The 19,307-nt window shown below is 59.8% G+C and carries 17 protein-coding genes; 5 read left to right on the forward strand and 12 right to left on the reverse strand.

Features of this window, described 5'->3' with window-relative positions; translation table 11 throughout:
* Positions 1-28: 28 nt before the first annotated feature.
* Positions 29-487 (forward strand): nucleoside deaminase, encoded by a 459-nt coding sequence (locus GDN47_RS14650; protein WP_113421452.1) that lies wholly within the window; start codon positions 29-31, stop codon positions 485-487.
* A gap of 95 nt (positions 488-582) precedes the next feature.
* Here the strand turns inward: GDN47_RS14650 and GDN47_RS14655 are convergent, their stop codons facing one another.
* From GDN47_RS14655 to GDN47_RS14690, 8 genes are all read right to left on the reverse strand, one after another.
* The gene (locus tag GDN47_RS14655) at positions 583-1,212 is read right to left on the reverse strand and encodes a hypothetical protein (protein WP_113330954.1); all 630 of its coding nucleotides are present in this window, start codon (positions 1,210-1,212) and stop codon (positions 583-585) included.
* Between the two features lie 134 nt (positions 1,213-1,346).
* Positions 1,347-4,229: an isoleucine--tRNA ligase gene (gene ileS / locus GDN47_RS14660; RefSeq protein WP_152093876.1), complete on the reverse strand. Its 2,883-nt coding sequence runs from the start codon at positions 4,227-4,229 to the stop codon at positions 1,347-1,349.
* Between the two features lie 299 nt (positions 4,230-4,528).
* Complete coding sequence (gene mctP / locus GDN47_RS14665; RefSeq protein WP_152093657.1) at positions 4,529-6,004, reverse strand: monocarboxylate uptake permease MctP; 1,476 nt, start codon at positions 6,002-6,004, stop codon at positions 4,529-4,531.
* Positions 5,994-6,191: a DUF3311 domain-containing protein gene (locus GDN47_RS14670; RefSeq protein ID WP_068391887.1), complete on the reverse strand. Its 198-nt coding sequence runs from the start codon at positions 6,189-6,191 to the stop codon at positions 5,994-5,996. Before GDN47_RS14670 ends, mctP begins: the two co-directional genes overlap by 11 nt.
* Before the next feature lie 267 nt (positions 6,192-6,458).
* Positions 6,459-7,100 carry a two-component system response regulator MctR gene (gene mctR / locus GDN47_RS14675; RefSeq protein ID WP_145633222.1) on the reverse strand — a complete coding sequence of 214 codons (642 nt, stop codon included), beginning with the start codon at positions 7,098-7,100 and terminating at the stop codon, positions 6,459-6,461.
* Positions 7,097-8,473, reverse strand: coding sequence for a two-component system sensor histidine kinase MctS (gene mctS, locus GDN47_RS14680; RefSeq protein WP_113330951.1), 1,377 nt, complete (start codon positions 8,471-8,473; stop codon positions 7,097-7,099). The genes mctR and mctS overlap by 4 nt, the downstream gene beginning before the upstream one ends.
* Before the next feature lie 145 nt (positions 8,474-8,618).
* On the reverse strand, positions 8,619-9,602 hold the full coding sequence (locus tag GDN47_RS14685) for a bifunctional riboflavin kinase/FAD synthetase (RefSeq protein ID WP_152093658.1): 984 nt from the start codon (positions 9,600-9,602) through the stop codon (positions 8,619-8,621).
* A 15-nt stretch (positions 9,603-9,617) separates the two neighbouring features.
* Positions 9,618-10,466: a TIGR01459 family HAD-type hydrolase gene (locus tag GDN47_RS14690; RefSeq protein WP_113330949.1), complete on the reverse strand. Its 849-nt coding sequence runs from the start codon at positions 10,464-10,466 to the stop codon at positions 9,618-9,620.
* Positions 10,467-10,890: 424 nt separating this feature from the next.
* Here GDN47_RS14690 and groES point away from each other — a divergent pair, with 424 nt between their 5' ends.
* From groES to GDN47_RS14705, 3 genes are all read left to right on the forward strand, one after another.
* Positions 10,891-11,187 (forward strand): co-chaperone GroES, encoded by a 297-nt coding sequence (gene groES, locus GDN47_RS14695; protein WP_004109735.1) that lies wholly within the window; start codon positions 10,891-10,893, stop codon positions 11,185-11,187.
* Positions 11,188-11,261: 74 nt separating this feature from the next.
* Entirely contained in the window at positions 11,262-12,902 is a 1,641-nt protein-coding gene (gene groL, locus GDN47_RS14700) for a chaperonin GroEL (RefSeq protein ID WP_113330948.1), read from the forward strand.
* Positions 12,903-13,481: 579 nt separating this feature from the next.
* Entirely contained in the window at positions 13,482-13,928 is a 447-nt protein-coding gene (locus GDN47_RS14705) for a hypothetical protein (RefSeq protein ID WP_210296346.1), read from the forward strand.
* A 57-nt stretch (positions 13,929-13,985) separates the two neighbouring features.
* Here the strand turns inward: GDN47_RS14705 and GDN47_RS14710 are convergent, their stop codons facing one another.
* Entirely contained in the window at positions 13,986-14,693 is a 708-nt protein-coding gene (locus GDN47_RS14710) for a glutathione binding-like protein (RefSeq protein ID WP_113353839.1), read from the reverse strand.
* Positions 14,694-14,907: 214 nt separating this feature from the next.
* Between GDN47_RS14710 and GDN47_RS14715 the strand changes: the two genes are divergently transcribed.
* Entirely contained in the window at positions 14,908-15,351 is a 444-nt protein-coding gene (locus tag GDN47_RS14715) for a DoxX family protein (protein ID WP_152093659.1), read from the forward strand.
* A 76-nt stretch (positions 15,352-15,427) separates the two neighbouring features.
* Here the strand turns inward: GDN47_RS14715 and hisG are convergent, their stop codons facing one another.
* From hisG to hisS, 3 genes are all read right to left on the reverse strand, one after another.
* The gene (gene hisG / locus GDN47_RS14720) at positions 15,428-16,123 is read right to left on the reverse strand and encodes an ATP phosphoribosyltransferase (RefSeq protein WP_152093660.1); all 696 of its coding nucleotides are present in this window, start codon (positions 16,121-16,123) and stop codon (positions 15,428-15,430) included.
* Positions 16,123-17,241 carry an ATP phosphoribosyltransferase regulatory subunit gene (locus GDN47_RS14725; RefSeq protein ID WP_152093661.1) on the reverse strand — a complete coding sequence of 373 codons (1,119 nt, stop codon included), beginning with the start codon at positions 17,239-17,241 and terminating at the stop codon, positions 16,123-16,125. Before GDN47_RS14725 ends, hisG begins: the two co-directional genes overlap by 1 nt.
* A 195-nt stretch (positions 17,242-17,436) precedes the next feature.
* Positions 17,437-19,041, reverse strand: a complete 1,605-nt coding sequence (gene hisS / locus GDN47_RS14730) for a histidine--tRNA ligase (RefSeq protein WP_152093662.1) — start codon at positions 19,039-19,041, stop codon at positions 17,437-17,439.
* Between the last annotated feature and the right edge of the window lie 266 nt (positions 19,042-19,307).

Consider the following 19,307-nt stretch of genomic DNA (forward strand, 5'->3'; position numbering starts at 1 on the left):
GCCCTTGCGGTTAAGTGGAAAAACTTGAATGGCGGCTACAAATCAATTCATGGAGCTTGCTTTGGTCGAAGCGCGCCGCGCTGGAGAACGTGGCGAAGTGCCGATCGGCGCCGTCGTCGTGCTCGACAACAAGGTCATCGCGGCGGCCGGCAACCGCACTCGCGAGTTCAATGACGTCACCGCCCATGCCGAAATCGTCGCCATCCGCCTGGCCTGCGAGGAACTGGGCCAGGAACGTCTTGCGGGCGCCGATCTCTATGTGACGCTGGAACCCTGCACCATGTGCGCCGCCGCCATTTCGTTCGCGCGCATCCGCCGTCTCTATTATGGTGCCGAAGATCCGAAGGGCGGCGGTGTCGACAATGGCGTGCGCTTCTATCGTCAACCAACCTGTCACCATGCGCCGGAGGTCTATTCCGGCCTCGGCGAAACCGCATCCGCCGACATCCTCAGAGCTTTCTTCCAAGCGAAACGCTCCGAAGACTGAAAAGCGGCGCTGTAACACTTTAAAATTCTGCATAATCTTCCCTTAAATCGATTCCGATTCAAGGATTATGCAGCTGCCGCCGCCTTGAAATCTTTTTACTGGAAAGGCTTCCACCAGCTGCTGTTGTTGGTCTGCTGCGCAGCCTCGGCATCCTTCTTGCGCTTCTTTTCCTTCTTCGACTCGGGCGTGCCGAGATCGTTCAAAGCAGCCTGATCGGATACCTGGCGATATTGCTGCGGCGGGTCGATCAGATAGCGACGCTGATCGATATAGGTGCCGGCCTGGTCCTGACGGGCAGCGCGATAGGCAGCCGTCTGCTGCGCTTCGCTCAGATGGTTCTTGGCGCTGTCGGCCTGAGCCAGCGGCGAGCGATAGTTGACGTCGTTCTTCTTCTCGTCGGCTTCTGCGGCAAGGCGCTTGCGGGCATCTTCCGGCGATTCCAGCCAGGCCGGGTTGTCCTTGCTGGCCAGCGACTGCTGCGGCTGAGTCAGGGTGTTCTTGTCGCCACCAATAACCAGGCCTGGTCTGTTCGGGTATTTTACACCCTTGTCTTTCGGCGTTGCGGCAGAAACGGAGGCGATATCGCCGAGGTCATCGAGGAGCTGGACGCCGGCCGTCTTGTCGGTGCCGTAAGTCGGGCTGCTAAGGCAACCGGACATGGCGCCGCAGCCAACCACAAGTGCCGCCAAGCTGACGCCGACACGAACCTTATGCATCGCTCTCATGAAAACCCTTCCCAGCCATGCCGGAATAAACGCAATAGGACCCCATTCAACGGCAACTGCCGTAAAATTCAGGCCATTTTCAGGCAGCTTTTACCGGATGAATGCCGCAAAGGCAATTCATCCGGCAACTTTCTTCAGTTGACAGCCATCAGCTCGCGCAGTGCCGCCGCATCGCGCGCCGAGACATCCGGGTATTCCGGATCCGAGCCGACATCCGTGGTGATGCGCCACGAACGGGCGCATTTGCGGCCTTCGGCAAGCTTGGGCACGACGCTGACCTTCGCGGCGTCGTCGAGACGGAAGGCATCCGCAGGCCCCTCTTCACCCAACACGGTGATGCCGGAGGTGATGCAGATTTCCGAGAAGTCCTGGCCTTCGAGCACCTTCAGCAGCTCGGGGTCGGCAACGTAGACCACCGGGGCAGCCTCCAGCGAGGAGCCGATGCGCTTGTCCTTGCGCTCGATTTCCAGCGCGCCAGTGACGACGCTGCGCACAGCGCGGATCTTCCTCCACTTTTCGGCCAGCGCCTCGTTCTTCCATTCGGCCGGAACGGTGACGAACTGCTCGAGATGAACGGAAACCGCCGACGGATTGCGCGAGAGCCAAGCCTCTTCCGTGGTGAAGGGCAGCATCGGCGCCAGCCAGGTCACCATGCAGTCGAAGATCGTGCGGATAACGGCGAGAGCGGCGCGGCGGCGCAGGCTCGACGGCGCATCACAGTAGAGCGCATCCTTGCGGACGTCGAAGTAGAAGGCCGACAGCTCGACATTGGCGAAATCGATCAAGGCGCGGGCGATGCGCTTGAAGTCGAAGGCGTCGTAGCTTTCGCGCACCAGCTCGTCGAGCTCGGCGAGACGGTGCAGCATCAGCTGCTCAAGCTCCGGCATGTCGGCATAGGCGATCACTTCGCCCTTATCGTGCGCCAGCGTGCCGAGCATCCAGCGGATGGTGTTGCGCAGCTTGCGATAGGCATCGACATTGGTCTGGATGATAGCCTTGCCAAGGCGCTGATCTTCCCAGTAGTCCGTGGTCATGACCCAGAGGCGCAGGATATCGGCGCCAGCGTCCTTCATCACGTCCTGCGGGGCAACGACGTTGCCGAGCGACTTCGACTGTTTGCGGCCCTGTTCGTCCATGGTGAAGCCATGCGTGACGACCGTATCGTAAGGCGCACGGCCGCGGGTCGCGGCACTTTCGAGCAGCGACGAGTGGAACCAGCCGCGATGCTGGTCGGAGCCTTCGAGATAGACATCCGCAGGCCACTTCAGGTCCGGGCGGTCTTCCAGCGTGAAGGTGTGGGTCGAACCGGAATCGAACCATACGTCGAGGATGTCCATGACCTGCGTCCAGGGCTCGTTGGCCTTCTCGCCAAGGAAGCGCTCGCGCGCGCCTTCCGCGAACCAGGCATCGGCGCCTTCCTGCTCGAAAGCCTCGAGGATACGGGCATTCACGCCGTCATCCTGCAGGATGTTGCCCTGCTCGTCGACGAAGATCGCGATCGGCACGCCCCAGGCGCGCTGGCGCGACAACACCCAATCCGGGCGCTGTTCGATCATGGCGCGCAGGCGGTTCTGGCCGGCAGCCGGCACGAAGCGGGTGTCGTCGATCGCCTTCAAGGCGCGCGAACGCAGCGTCGAACCGTCAGCGAAGTCCTTGTCCATATAGACGAACCACTGCGGCGTGTTGCGGAAAATGACCGGCTTTTTCGACCGCCAGGAATGCGGATAGGAATGCTTCAGCCTGCCGCGCGCAAACAGCGTGTTCGTCTCGATCAGCGCCTTGATGACGAGATCGTTGGCATTGCCCTTCTTGCCGTTGTCGTCCATGACGCGGCCGCCTTCGAAGCCGGGGGCATCGGCGGTGTAGAAGCCCGCGTCATCGACCGGGAACGGGATGGCGGAGGAGATGCCACGCTTTTCGAGATCGCGTGCATGCGACATCCAGGCATCAAAGTCCTCGCGGCCGTGGCTGGGTGCGGTGTGCACGAAGCCCGTACCGGCATCATCGGTGACGTGATCGCCATCGAGCAGCGGCACCTTGAAGCCATAACCGAGTGAGACAAGCGGGTGCGCGCAGGTGACTGCGGCCAGATCGGCAGCGGTCACATCCGCCAGTCGCTTGTATTGCAGCTTTGCCTTGGCGAAGGATTCCTCGGCGAGCTTGTCGGCAAAGATCAGCTTCTCGCCGGGACGCGGACCGAAATCATTGGCGGCTTCCGTGACCTCATAGAGGCCATAGGACACGCGCGAGGAGTATGCGATCGCGCGATTACCGGGGATCGTCCAGGGAGTGGTCGTCCAGATGACGACGAAGGCACCGGCGAGATGCGCCGGGCCTTCAGCCACCGGGAACTTCACCCAGATCGTGTCACTCTCGACATCGGCATATTCGACTTCGGCTTCGGCAAGCGCCGTGCGCTCGACCACCGACCACATGACCGGCTTGGAGCCGCGATAAAGCTGACCGGTACGGGCAATCTTCAGAAGCTCGCCGGCGATGCGGGATTCCGCATGGAAGTTCATGGTGAGATAGGGATTGTCGAAATCGCCCGTAATGCCCAAACGCTTGAACTCCTCGGACTGGATCTTGATCCAGCCGGCAGCGAAGTCGCGGCACTCCTGGCGAAACTCGTTCACCGGAACTTCGTCCTTGTTCTTGCCCTTCTCACGGTACTTTTCCTCGATCTTCCATTCGATCGGCAGACCGTGGCAATCCCAGCCGGGAACGTAGTTGCTGTCATAGCCGCGCATCTGAAACGAGCGGGTGATGACGTCCTTGAGGATCTTGTTGAGCGCATGGCCGATGTGGATATGGCCATTGGCGTAGGGCGGGCCGTCATGCAGCACGAACTTTTCGCGGCCGGCGGCGGAAGCGCGCAGCTTCTTATAAAGGTTCATCTCCTCCCAGCGCTTCACCAGTTCCGGCTCCTTCTGCGGCAGCCCGGCGCGCATCGGAAAATCGGTTTCCGGCAGGTAAAGGGTCTTGGAGTAATCCATCTTTTCAGCGGTATCGGTCATAGTCGTGACAATTGCCTCGGTGTCTCGGGCGTCTTGCGCCTGAACTGGCGCAGCCATATGGGGATTTTTCGGCGGCGGAAAGCGCCTCTTGAACGAGACGCCAAAAACCCGGACCTTCCGGCAGCTTAGAGCGCGCGGAAGGCCGGGCCAATAATTCGTATCGATAGGCTCAGCCGAAATTGGGTCATGGTCGCCGGTTCATAGGCGTTTTTTCCAAGGAAAGGAAGAGGAAACAACGCAGCCGGCATAGAGAATGGCCGCGAACGTTTCCATCCGCGGCCATATGGGCATTGTTCGGATCAGGCCCTTGCTTCTGCCCGCGCCGGCATCACCGCATTGACGATCATCGCCACGACGATATTGGCAAGAAGCGCCAGCAGTCCGGTGTAGACAGTGAAACCCGCTTCGCCGAGGGGGACCATATGCAGCGGCTTCCAGCCGGCATCCCAGACCAGATAGGTGCCGCCAAAGAAGCCGACGAACCAGCCGACAAGCAGAGCCGGCGCACGGAACCACTTGGTGTAGAGGCCGAAGACCAGGGCCGGCAGCGTCTGCAGAATCCAGATGCCGCCGAGCAGCTGGAGATCGAGCGCGAATTGCGTCGGCAGGAAAATGATGACCAGAAGTGCGCCGATCTTGACGACGAGCGAGGTCATCTTGGCAACCTTTGCCTCGCCGGCATCGGAAACCTGCGGATCGACATAGGCCTTCCAGAAGTTGCGGGTGAAGAGATTGGCAGCGCCAATGCTCATCACGGCCGCGGGAACGAGCGCGCCGATGGCGATGGCCGCGAAGGCGAAACCTGCAAACCAGCTCGAGAACAGCGTCTGGAATAGCGCCGGAACGACATCGTTCGGGCTATCCAGCTTCAGTTGCGCGGCATGGCCCATATAGCCGAGCAGTGCCAGGAGACCGAGCAGCAGCGTATAGGCCGGCAGCAGCACCGCATTCTTGCGGATGGTATTGCCGCTGTTGGAGGCGAAGATGCCGGTCAGCGTATGCGGATACATGAAGGCCGCCAACGCGGAGCCGAGCGCCAAAGTCGCGTAGGCGACGTACTGGTTGCCACCGAGCAGGAGGCTGCCCGCGCCCTTGGCCTTGAAATCCGCATCGGCGGCCGCAAAGACATTGGCATAACCGCCGAGCTTGGCTGGAATGAGCGCAATCGCCGCGATCACCACGATATAAATCATGATGTCCTTGACGAAGGCGATCAGCGCCGGGGCGCGAAGGCCAGCCGAATAGGTATAGAGCGCCAGGATGATGAAGGCGACGGCAAGCGGCAATTCGCCATGAAGTCCGAGCGCCTTGAACACCGCCGTCATGCCGACGAGCTGCAGGGCAATGTAGGGCATGGTGGCGATGACGCCCGTCAGAGCGACCGCCAGTTCCAGCGCCCGCGAGCCATATTGCCCGTGGACGACATCGCCTGCCGTGACATAGCCGTGGTCCTTCGCCCGCCTCCAGAGAAGCGGCATGACCATGAAGACGAACGGGTAGACGACGATCGTATAGGGCAGCGCGAAGAAGCCATAGGCACCGACAGTGTAGACCAGGGCTGGAACTGCGATGACCGTATAGGCGGTGTAAAAGTCGCCGCCGACGAGGAACCAGGTGATCCAGGTGCCGAAGGTGCGGCCGCCAAGACCCCATTCATCAATATGGGCAAGGGTCTTCGGTCGGCGCCAGCGGGCAGCGACAAAGCCCATGACGGTCACGAGGGCCAGGAAGAAGATGAAGACGGCAAGAGCTGTCGGATCGATATCAGTCATCATGGCGCATGCTCCGATAGGCGATCCAGGTCAGGAAGGCGGTGATCGGCACCCAGGCCAGCTGATACCAGTAGAAGAAGGGGAAACCCAACAGCACCGGATCGTGGCTGTTGTAGAAGGGGACCCAAAGCAAGCCTATGTAGGGAATGACGAGCAGCCAGCAGGCCGCCGTCCCGAAACGTTTGTCCATGTCCGATACCTCTCACGCGGTGTCTGCGCGCCACCTTGTTGCAGTTGTCAGAGTGGAAGGGGTGCATCAGTCTGCGATTGCAATGTGGGCCCTAGGACCGGAGCCGAGGAGCTTTGGCTATGCAGAGCCAGACCAACGGATGTGAATTCCTCCCAACGGCCCGCCTGCGGGCAGCCGCTGATAAAGCCCTACGGCGAGTCTACCGTCCGAACAAGATATTAGCTGATGCGAAATCGTCAAACCTACCCAGAAGTGGGTAGGCGGACGTTAGCCCGCCGCGGTTGCGATGCCGTGGTCAAGCGCGTAGCGGATCAGACCGGCGGTCGTTGCGATGCCAAGCTTCTTCTTCAAATTCTTGCGATGCGTTTCCGCCGTCGCGGGCGTGATCTGAAGCTCTTCGGCAATCTCGCGATTACTCCTGCCTGTAACGATCAAGCCCAGAATGTGCCGCTCGCGCGGGGTCAGAGGATCAGCCTCATTTTGCGCCGTGTCTGCCACCAGTATGTCGCGAACGCCGGACGAGAAATAAGTCCCGCCGGCTGCTACCGTCTCGATGGCGCAGACGACTTCATCCGTCGAAACATCCTTGAGGATATATCCGACCGCACCGCGCATGATCGACGAGGAGATGTATTCGCGGCTGTCATGCATGGACAGCATCACGATCCGCGTCTCCGGAAGCTCCCGGCGAAAGAGCTCGATCGCCTCGATACCGCTCAGCTTCGGCATATTGATATCCATCAAGGTAACCTGCGGGAGCGTCCGTCGTCCGACCTCCAGGCCGATCTGCGCAAGGTTTGCCGTCCCGACCACCTCTATGTGGTCGAACGTCTCCAGCACGGCTTTCAATCCGTCCAACACCACGGGATGATTGTCGATCAACAGAACACTGATCCTGTCGCTTTTCATGCCGCATCCACCTTTGCTCTTGGCGAGGCATTGGCCGATTTCGGCAGCATCGCAATCAGTGTCGTACCATCAGCCTTGCTCTGGACAAGAAGCAGGCCGCGGAAATGTGCCATCCGCTCCTGCATGTTCCTCAGCCCAAGTCCGCCTTTGCCGTCGCCAGTGCCGTCAAAACCAATGCCGTTGTCCGAAATTCTCAAGCGTGCGCGCCCACGATCACTCCAAAGTTTGATCGCAAGAACCGTCGCCCCGGAATGGCGCTCCACGTTGTTCAAGGCCTCCTGCGCGACACGGTAGAGCGCGGTATTGGCTTCCGGCTTCAGCATGCTGGTGAAGCCGGAAGCCTCGATCTCGGTTGCGATGCCGGTCCGCTCGGCGAAATTGTTCGCGAGTGCGGTCAGCGCCGCCGTCAAGCCGAGATCATCCAGCACGCGGGGACGCAGATCATGCGAGAGCCGCCTGATGTCCTTGATTGCGCTGTTCAGGGTATCGATACCCTTCTCGATCGTCGTGGCGGCATCATCGACCTGGTTTCGTACCTTGCGGTTGGCAAGGTCCATGACATAGCGCACGCCGAGGAGATTCTGCGACACGCCATCGTGCAGTTCACGCGCAAGGCGGGCGCGTTCCTCCTCCTGCGTATCAATCACTCTTTGCGTCAGCTCCTTCAGCCGACCATCGGCCATGCGTCGCTCACGGAAGGTCAAGAGCATGCAGGTCGTGAAGACGACCAGAACAGCAGGGACGGCAATGAGTGTAACGACGACAAAGGTTCCTTTTATGTTTGCCCGCATGGCGGCATTGGCCGCCGCAGTCTGGGTGAAAATATCATCCAGATAGACGCCGGTTCCGACAACCCAGTGCCATTTATCAAGGCCGACAGCGAATGAGAGCTTATCGGCGACGCGGCCGGTGGAAGGCTTCTCCCATTTGTACTGGTGCAGGCCCCCGCCGGCTTTTGCGGTCTTGATGAGCTCCGCGATGACCTTGTCGCCGTCCGGATCGGTCAAATCGATCCAATTGCGCCCGTTACGAAATCTCTCGCGCGGATGAACGATGTTGTTGCCATCATAGTCGTAGACGAAGAAGTATCCGTCCGGGCCATAATCAAGCGACGTCAGGATCGCGGCTACCTTGTCCTTAGCGGCTTGATCGTCCGGGGCTGCGTCCCGATAGATCGCCTGAATGGCCGACACGGCAAGATTTGTAAGGTTGACGATCTCCGTTTCCTTCGCCCTCAGCATGTTCTGTTCGAAGGTCTCGATATTGCTCTTGGTAAGATTGGTCGACTGCCAGGTAATGAAGGCAGTGATTGCCAGGATCGAGATGACGAGAGGCGCGAGCGCGAGCGCAATAATCTGGTTGCGTAGTGTCAACGATTGCTCCTCCCAAAAACCGGCGCGGAACAATGATCCTTGTCGGGCATGAATTCAACAGTCTCTTGGCGGCGTTGATGTCAGCCCGAAATCGGAGCGATGATACGAGGCGGAAAACCTTTTCCACCCCATCACTTCGCGAATATCAGTCGAAGGCGATGGCGCGATCAAGCTCGCTGAGCGGCTGGACGCCGGCAAGCAGCGCGCGTGCTTCGTCCTCATCCTTGCGGATCTGCGCGACCAGCGGGTCGAGACCTTCGAACTTCAGTTCGGGGCGGAGATAGCCAAAGAAGGAAACCGAACAGACCTGTCCGTAGAGATCGCCGCTGAAATCGAAGACAAAGGTCTCCAGCAGCGGCGCGCCGTTATCCGTCACCGTCGGGCGCCGGCCGTAGCTGGCGACGCCATCGCGGACGACACCATCGGCCGTTCGGAAGCGAACCGCATAGATGCCTGCCCTCAGCGATGACTCCGGCGGCAGCTGCATATTTGCCGTCGGGAAGCCGAGCGTGCGGCCGAGCTTCTCGCCGCCGATAACGGGCGCCTGAACGGTATAGCGATAGCCAAGCAGACCGGCGGCTTGGGCGACATCGCCTTCCGCGAGCAGCGCACGAATGCGGCTCGACGAGATGACCTCCGTGTTTTCGTCGCGGAAGGCATCGATCAGCGTCACGCCGAAACCATTGTGACTGCCAGCATTCATGAGGAAGGCGGGGCCTCCCTGGCGATCATGGCCGAAATGGAAATCGAAGCCAGTGACGACTTCCGACGCGTGCAGCCAGTCGATCAGGATCGAGTGGACGAACTCGTCCGCCGAACGCTGCGAGAAGGTGCGATCGAAGGGATATTCGATGACGGCGTTGAAGCCGAGCGCTTCGAGGAGACGTGCTCGGAGCGGCGCAGGCGTCAGACGGAAAACAGGCTGATCGGGCTTGAAGACGGTGCGCGGATGCGGCTCGAAGGTGAGCACCAGCGCCGGCACGCCGCGCTCCATGGCGATCTCCAGCGCACGTGTCAGCACAGACTGATGGCCGCGGTGCACACCGTCGAAATTGCCGATGGCGACCACCCCGCCCTTCAGGGCATCGGGAAGCGGCTCGCGGGTTTCGTTGCGATGGAAAACGGTCATCGACTGCCACTCTCCTCAGACAAGGCGCGGCATCCACCACTTCGGCGAGGCCTGCTCGCGCGCCAGGAAGGCGCCGAGCGCGGCCTCATCCGTATGCCCCTCGACGACATATTCGCGGGCGTGGATGCCATGGCTGATATAAAGAAGATCGAGGCCGTAATCGAGTGCGCCGCGCACGTCGGTCGGCATGCCGTCGCCGATCGCCACGACACGCGACAGCGGAAACTCGCTTTTCACCTCGCGGGCCGCCGCGATCGCGGCATCGTAGATCGGCTGGTGCGGCTTGCCGGCGATGCGCGTCTGGCCACCAAGCCGCTCATAATAGGCGGCCATAGCGCCGGCGCAGGGGATCATGCGGTGGCCGCGCTCGACCACAAGATCCGGATTGGCGCAGATCAGCGGCACCTTGCGAGCCGACCAGGCCGTCAGCATGTCGGTATAATCGTCAGGTGTTTCGGTCTCGTCGTCAAAGAAACCGGTGCAGACGATGCTTTCGGCCTCGCCAGCGTCGACGCGCTGAACGTCAAGGCCTTCCAGGATGCCGATGTCACGCTCGGGGCCGAGCAGAAACACCTTTTTCGGTCCCTCGGCAATCAGCCTGCGGGTGACATCGCCCGAGGTGATGATGCGATCGTAAACGCTGTCGGGAACCCCGATCGCACGCAGCTGCTCGACGACCTTCGGAGCGACGCGTGGAGAGTTGGTGATGAGGACGACAGCAAGGCCTTCGCCGCGGGCCGCTTCGAGCGCGATGGAGGCCTCCTTGTAGGCCGTGACGCCGTTATGGAGCACGCCCCAGACATCGCAGAGCGCAACATCATAAAGTCCGCCGATGTCGCGAAAGCTCTCGATCCGTTTGCCCATGCCATCCTCGCATCAAATAAATCACGGGCTGACATCGCAAACCGGCCGGCAAATTACAAGAGCGGCATGCAAGGTTTTTGCGTCGCACAAGGCCTGAGAAGCAGACATGTGCAAGCTCGGCGAGCGGCAAGATTGCGCAGCGGAAGCAACAGCATGACGCTCTCGAAAAGGTGCGACCTGACCCTTTCTGAAGAGGGGAAAATGAGAGGAACTTCGCAACGACGTGCTACACGCCACTGCCATGGGCGTTAATCATCCTCAAAACAAGCCGTTACGCGCCGCAAAAAATTCACAGTGCTGTCCTTGACTCGTCCGGAAGCCACCCCTAAATCACCGTCGCTAGCACTCTCCAAGGATGAGTGCTAACAAAATCCATACGGATCTCCGCTGATCCGTGAATGTCATTTGATCGAGGGATTAGACAATGGCAAGCACCAATTTCCGCCCCCTTCATGACCGCGTCGTCGTTCGCCGCGTCGAGTCGGAAGAAAAGACCAAGGGTGGCATCATCATTCCCGATACCGCCAAGGAAAAGCCGCAGGAAGGCGAAATCGTCGCCGTCGGCTCCGGCGCTCGCGATGAATCCGGCAAGGTCGTAGCACTCGACGTCAAGGTTGGCGATCGCGTTCTGTTCGGCAAGTGGTCCGGCACCGAAGTCAAGCTCAACGGCGAAGACCTTCTGATCATGAAGGAAGCCGATATCATGGGCATCATCGGCTAATCCGGCCGGTTCCCTTTTCCGATACAGCTGACGGGTCTTAAAGCCCGGAAAACGCGAATTCAGGAGTTTCAAACATGGCAGCTAAAGAAGTAAAATTCGGCCGCAGCGCCCGCGAAAAGATGCTTCGTGGCGTCGACATCCTCGCTGACGCAGTGAAGGTCACGCTCGGCCCGAAGGGTCGTAACGTCGTTATCGACAAGTCCTTCGGCGCTCCGCGCATCACCAAGGACGGCGTTTCCGTCGCCAAGGAAATCGAACTCGAAGACAAGTTCGAGAACATGGGCGCCCAGATGGTCCGCGAAGTCGCTTCGAAGACCAACGATGTTGCCGGTGACGGCACCACCACCGCAACCGTTCTTGCCCAGGCAATCGTACGCGAAGGCGCCAAGGCCGTTGCAGCCGGCATGAACCCGATGGACCTGAAGCGCGGCATCGACCTCGCTGTTGCAGAAGTCGTCAAGGACCTGCTCGCCAAGGCCAAGAAGATCAACACTTCGGAAGAAGTTGCCCAGGTCGGCACGATCTCCGCAAACGGCGAAAAGCAGATCGGTCTCGATATTGCTGAAGCCATGCAGAAGGTCGGCAACGAAGGCGTCATCACGGTTGAAGAAGCCAAGACCGCCGAAACCGAACTCGAAGTCGTCGAAGGCATGCAGTTCGACCGCGGCTACCTCAGCCCCTATTTCGTAACCAACCCGGAAAAGATGGTGGCCGACCTCGAAGACGCCTTCATCCTCCTGCACGAGAAGAAGCTCTCGAACCTGCAGGCCATGCTCCCGGTTCTCGAAGCCGTCGTTCAGACCGGCAAGCCGCTCCTCATCATCGCTGAAGACGTCGAAGGCGAAGCTCTTGCAACCCTCGTCGTCAACAAGCTGCGTGGTGGTCTGAAGATCGCTGCTGTCAAGGCTCCGGGCTTCGGTGACCGCCGCAAGGCCATGCTGGAAGACATCGCCATCCTGACGGGCGGCACTGTCATCTCCGAAGACCTCGGCATCAAGCTCGAGTCTGTCACCCTCGACATGCTCGGCCGCGCCAAGAAGGTTTCGATCTCCAAGGAAAACACCACGATCGTCGACGGCGCTGGCGCCAAGTCCGACATCGAAGGCCGTGTTGCCCAGATCAAGGCCCAGATCGAAGAAACCACCTCTGACTACGACCGCGAAAAGCTGCAGGAACGCCTTGCAAAGCTGGCTGGCGGCGTTGCCGTTATCCGCGTTGGCGGCTCGACGGAAATCGAAGTCAAGGAAAAGAAGGACCGCATCGACGACGCTCTGAACGCGACGCGCGCTGCCGTTCAGGAAGGCATCGTACCGGGCGGCGGTACCGCTCTGCTGCGTTCTTCCGTCAAGATCTCGGTCAAGGGCGAAAACGAAGACCAGGAAGCCGGCATCAACATCGTTCGCCGCGCTCTGCAGTCCCCGGCTCGCCAGATCGCTGAAAACGCTGGTGACGAAGCTTCGATCGTTGTCGGCAAGATCCTCGACAAGAACGAAGACAACTGGGGCTACAATGCTCAGACGGGCGTCTACGGCGATATGATCGCCATGGGCATCGTCGACCCGGTCAAGGTCGTTCGCACAGCTCTGCAGGACGCAGCTTCGGTTGCTTCGCTGCTGATCACCACTGAAGCCATGATCGCCGAACTGCCGAAGAAGGATGCCCCTGCTGGCATGCCGGGCGGCATGGGTGGCATGGGCGGCATGGACATGATGTGATAGGCCAACGGCCTAATCGCAGGAATGTCCATAAAGCTTCGCCCATACACTTTAGTGCTTCAGGCCGCCAAGCGGCCTGAAGTGGCGGCATGGACATGATGTGATAGGCCAACGGCCTGTTGCGATTGTTAAATCCGACATCCAGAATTGATGAAGGGCGGCCCTCGGGTCGCCCTTTTTAATTGTGCCGAAACTGTACAACTGCAATTCCTGCAAGATTCTATCGTGTTGCAAATTTTGCAACTTGCCCATTGCTGTTTTCGAAAAAGCCCCTATAACTCGCAGCGCAGCGATTTTGGAGAGTTAGCTGCAATACACGTAATTTTTACTTCTTTTGGACAGGCTTAACCTGCGGCTTGGCATGATCATGACCTTGAACGCTGGCGCTGTCCTGATTTATTACTTGAAATGACTTCATAAACTGGAACGCCACCCCGAAAAGCATTGTCGACAGCGGACTAGTGGAGGCACGCCTCGGCCATAAGCTGCGGGCGCAAAATGCAGGGAGAGACCCTCCATCCGGGGAAATACGGAATTGAAGTGAGGCGCGGGGAACCATGCGCTCTTGTGGGGATCATCTTGTTCAAGATTGCCAAAGCCAATTTTTCCGCACCGTTTGCTCCCGGCTCGCTGGAGTTCGAAGGCCATGACCCCGATCTTCTGGCACAATTCTGTGTTTCCGAGGGATGGACGGGCGATCTTTCAAGCGGCATCATCAAACTTGGGCAGTGGAGCACGATGCTGCACGGGCTGAGCTCCTCGGAATGTGGCTTGCTGAGCCTCATGCATTGCTATGATCCGCACGATCGAGCGCGTATCCTCGATCTCTTCGAGCAGGCGGCAACCGCAAACTCTTCTTTCTGTTATTCCACGACAACGCTCGGCACCGGCGGCCATCGCCAGCCGGTCTTTTGCGTTGGCGAATCCGTTGCTGCCGACAAGCAACGTGCCGGCAGCATGGTCGGCGTCTTCCTGTTTCCACGCTTCAAGCTGGAACCGGGCAGCCAGCTCGCCACCCGGCAGTAAACGGCTGTCGATGATGGTCGGGTGAGTTCGCCTGACCAGTTACTTGGTTCAACCTGATCAATCCCGCTTGGGAATGCTGAGACCACGCTGGCTTGCCGGGCGCGCAAGGGCTCGCTCCAGCCAGGCCATGACCGAGGGGAAACTTTCGAACTCCAGAACCTCGCGGCCGCCATAGAAGACGTCGACGCCGCGGACCCAGGGGAACGTGGTGATGTCGGCGATGGTGTATTCATCGCCCATGATCCACTCGCGCCCCTGCAGGCGGCTCTCCAGCACGCCGAGAAGGCGCTTGGCCTCGTCGCGATAACGCTCGACCGGATAGGGGTTATTGGCGACCTTTTCGGCGGCGAATTTGAAGAAATGGCCGAACTGCCCGAACATCGGACCGACGCCGGCCATCTGGAAGAAAACCCATTCCAGCGTTTCATAACGCCTAGCTGCGTCGCTTGGCATGAGCTTGCCGGTCTTCTCCGCCAGATAGACCAGGATCGCGCCGGATTCGAACAGACCGATCGGCTTGCCGCCGGGACCATTGGGATCGATGATTGCCGGAATGCGGCCATTCGGATTCAGCGAAACGAATTCAGGAGACTTCTGGTCGTTGGTGCCGAAGGAGATCAGATGCGGCTCATAGGGCAGACCAAGCTCTTCCAGCGCGATCGACACCTTGACGCCGTTCGGCGTCGGCAGCGAGTAGAGCTGGATAATATCCGGATTGCTGGCAGGCCAGCGTTTCGTGATCGGAAAGGACGACAGATCGGCCATGGGCTTGCTCCTGAAGGCTATGATTTGACAACTGATTTGCCGCCACAATAGCCGATAGGGCTTGTATGGGAAGTGTTATCTCAGCGGCCCATTGTTCAATGATTGTGAACTAATTGTGCGCAGTTGTTTATCTTTCCAACCTCCCAAAAATCACGAATATCTGTCTCCAGAAATTGTCGCCACCCGATCCCGAGTGAATTTACTGGAGACTGTCATGTCCAATACCAACAACGTCATCATTCTTGTGGCGCGCATCCTGCTCGCCTTCATGTTCATCTTTGCCGGCTTCGGCAAGCTGACCGATCCTGCAGGTACCGCCGGCATGATCGCCGGCGCCGGTATGCCTGCCGCAACGCTGCTTACCTATCTTGCCGGCGCGTTTGAATTCGTCACCGGCGTCTGCGTCCTCATCGGCTTCCAGGTCCGTATCGTCGGCTGGCTTCTTGCCCTCTTCTGTGTCTTCACCGGCGTCGTCTTCCACCTGCCGACCGTCAATGTTCCGGACTTCCCGGCTGCCGCCAACGGCTGGATCAACGGCCTGAACTTCGTGAACTTCCTGAAGAACATCACGCTCGCCGGCGCCTACATCATGCTCGCCACCAACGGCGCAGGCGTCTACTCGGTCGACGCACGCCGCGGTGCCTACGTCGCCGCCTGATTGCCGCATGTTTCCCAAGACAAAAGGCCCGCCGGAGTTCCGGCGGGCCTTTTCGCATGAATACGAAATTGGAAAATCAGAGCGCGCTGCGCACGGCAGATATGATGCGCTCAACCATCGGATCGCCATTGTGGCTCTCCTTGCGGGCACGCACCAGACACGCCTCAGAGCGCAGGATGACGCCATCCGACAGAACCTTCAGATGGTTCGCCCTAAGCGTCGAGCCGGTGGAGGTGATGTCGACGATGATGTCGGCCGAGCCGGCAGCGGGTGCCCCTTCCGTCGCACCGAGGCTTTCGACGATGCGATAAAGCTGAATGCCATGCTGGCTGGAGAAGAACTGCTGCGTCAGCCGCCAATACTTCGTCGCGACCGTCAGCCTGTGCCCATGACGGGCACGAAAATCGGCGGCGACGTCACCAAGATCGGCCATGGTATCGACATCGAGCCAGATTTCCGGCACTGCTACGACGACATCGGCGTGACCGAAGCCGAGCCTCGCGCAGAATTCGACGCGGCGATCAGCCTCCGCCATGCCCTCGCGCACGAGGTCTTCGCCGGTAATGCCGAAATCGACACTGCCATTGCCGATCTCTCGCGAGATTTCCGAGGCCGATAGGAAGGCGATCTCGACGCCTTCAAAGCCTTCGACACGGCCGCGGTAGGAGCGGTCATTGCCGACGGCGACGATCGGCATGCCGGCGCGCTCGAAGATCGCGGCGCAATCGTCCTTCATCCGGCCCTTTGAAGGAATCGCTATCGTAATGGTCATCAGGCTGCCCTCACGGTTTCGATGCGATCGAGCCAAAGCGCGAAGCCGACAGCCGGGATATGGTCCTTGGCACCGAGCAGGGTCATCAACCGGTCGAAGCGGCCGCCGCCGGCCAGCACCGCGCTCGACCCTTCCACCGTCACCTCGAAGACGAGACCGGTATAGTAGTCGAGCGGGCGACCGAAGGCGGCACGATAGTCGATCTTGGAAGCATCGACACCGGCGCGGGCCAATGCCGCGACGCGGGCGTCGAAGCTTTCCAGGGCCTTCCCCAGCTTCAGACCTGCCGCGTCGGCAAAACCCGCTAGTGCGGCGGAAGCATCCGAGAGCGGTACGCTCAGGGACAAGAACTCCTCCAGCACGCGGAAGGCCGCATCGTCGAGCCGCGTTTCCGATAGGACCAGCTTCTCACGAAGGCGGCGAGCGATCTCCTGCGGCGAGCGGCTGGCATTGGTGGAATAGCCGGTTGCGTGCATGGTGGCATCGATATGCCTGACCAGCCCCTGTTCGTCGCCACGGCTCAGGAAATCGAGCACATGGGCATCGAGCCCGGTGACCGGCTGCGGGCTTGCAAGATGCGCCAGCAAGGTTTCGAGCTGCATCATGTTGCCAAAAGCGTGGATCAGGCGCTTCTGCCAGCCGGATGGCAGGCCGAGCGCCTGCACAACGGCCTCGAACACGGCCTGATCGCCAAGCGTCACGGAGAGCGGTTTACCGGGCACCACGCGATCGAGGATACCGATGGCATCGCTGATGGCGCGAGCATCGGCGCTCGCCGTATTGCCATCACCCAAATCCTCTATGCCGGCCTGATAGAACTCATGGCCGCCTTCGCGGCGCTGGCGAAAGATCTCGCCGAGATAGGAGTAACGCTTCGGGGTGCCGGTGGCGGTCTCGATATGGCGCAGACAGACGGGAATGGTGAACTCCGGGCGCAGGCAAAGGCTGGCACCGGTTTCGCTTTCGGTCATGAAGATGCGCCGGCGGAGATCCTCGCCGGCCATATCGAGAAAGGGCTCGGCCGGCTGGATGATGGGCGTATCCACCCTCTCCGTCCCACGAACGGAAAATTCGTCCAGCAGGTCGCTGGCAAAATTCGGGAGGTTGATCAGAGGCATGGGGCTATTCTCCCCTTCTCCCCGGCGGGGAGAAGGTGCCCGACAGGGCGGATGAGGGGGCCGAGGAACGAAGTGACGAGGATTCTGAGCGCCAACGTACGAATAGCTCGCGTGAGCCCAGAGCCCCCCTCATCCGACCCTTCGGGCCACCTTCTCCCCGAGGGGAGAAGGGGAAAGCGAGACTGCTCGATCCACTCAGACATTGCCGAGCGCCCTCTTCCGGTCTTCCGCCTGTGCCGCCAAGATAGCTTTGACCTTCTCGATCAGCTCGGCTTCCGGCACGGTTTCCTGGGCCACGCGGGCTTCGCGCCAGCTGGCATTGTCCTCGATCTCGCCGGAAAGGCGCTTGCCTTCAATCAGATCCTTGATCTGGACGACGCCCTGGGCACGCTCGTCGCCGCCCTGGATGATGGCGATCGGGCAGCCGCGGCGATCGGCATATTTCAGCTGATTGCCGAACTTCTTCCAGTTGCCCTGGAACATCTCAGCGCGGATGCCGGCGGCGCGCAGCTGCTGCGTGAAGCGCTGGTAACGTCCCATGGCATCGACATCGCCATCCATGACGGTGACGAGCACGGGCTCGATCACTTCGTCCGTGCCAAGCTTGCCGAGATTCTTCAGCGCTGTCATCAGGCGCGACACGCCGATGGAAAAGCCGGTGGCCGGCACCGGCTGACCCATGAAGCGCGAGACGAGCCCATCATAACGACCGCCCCCACCCACCGAGCCGAAGACGACCTTCTCGCCCTTCTCGTTGGTGACGTCGAACAGCAGTTCGGCCTCGTAAACCGGGCCAGTGTAATATTCGAGGCCGCGCACGACGGAGGTGTCGATGCGAATACGATCAGTACTGTAACCACTCCACGCGAAGAGCAACCGCATGTCTTCTAATTCCCTAGCCCCTTCATGAAAGCGAGCAAGATTTTCCGCTGTATCGGAAAATTCGCGAAGCACCTTTTCAAAAATTTGATTGGTGGTCTCGGTATTGCTGTAGGTTCCTCCGTCTACAGGCTTGCCATTCATATCTATGTTGGGGGCATAGACCGTCCCGATCTGCGTAAATCGGATAATTGCATTGATCTGCGCTTCGCTTAATCCTGCGCCCTTGGTGAAATCACCCGATTCATCCTTGCGACCAGTTCCGAGTAGTAACGCGACGCCTTCAGGACCGAATTTGTCGAGCTTGTCGATCGCACGCAGAACAGTTAGCCGTTGAACCACTTTATCATCGCCGCTAAGGCCGATTGCATCCAAAAGTCCATCGAGAACCTTGCGGTTGTTGACGCGAACCACATAGTCGCCGCGCTTGATGCCCAAGGCTTCCAGGGTGTCGGCCATCATCATGCACATCTCGGCATCCGCCTGTACACCAGGCGCGCCGACTGTATCGGCATCGAACTGCATGAACTGGCGGAAGCGGCCAGGACCGGGCTTCTCGTTGCGGAAGACATAGCCGGCGCGATAGGTGCGGTAGGGAAGCTGGATCTCGTTGAAATTCTCGGCGACATGACGGGCGAGCGGCGCCGTCAGATCGTAGCGCAGCGACATCCACTGTTCGTCGTCATCTTGTAGCGAGAAAACGCCCTCGTTCGGCCGGTCGCTATCGGGCAGGAACTTGCCCAACGCATCGGTATATTCGAACAGCGGCGTTTCGACAGGATCGAAACCATAATGCTCATAAACGGCCCGGATCTTGGAAGTCATCTCGTTGACGGCGCGAATGTCGCTGGCCGAACGATCGACAAAGCCGCGCGGCAGGCGGGCCTTGAGCTTCTGCAGTTTCTTTTGTTTGTCGCTCATCTCTAGGGTAATCCGGTATGGGAACAGTCGCGGTTAACTAGCGGATTGGGCTGAATGCGGCAAGGATTGTTATATGTTAGCGGCCGACAAAACCGAGAAAAGCCGGAGAAGGCAGCATAGGGAACCATGCCACACGCAATCGTTTTGAAATGCACGGATAACAGCGCCGGTCCGGTTCTCGATCTCTGGCGGGAGGCGAGCCGGTTCGAAACCTCTCCATCGATGCTGGCACTCAACTATCCGCCGCATCTGACATTTGCAGTCTA

It is taken from the genome of Martinezella dioscoreae (assembly GCF_009176305.1).
Taxonomy (GTDB): domain Bacteria; phylum Pseudomonadota; class Alphaproteobacteria; order Rhizobiales; family Rhizobiaceae; genus Rhizobium; species Rhizobium dioscoreae.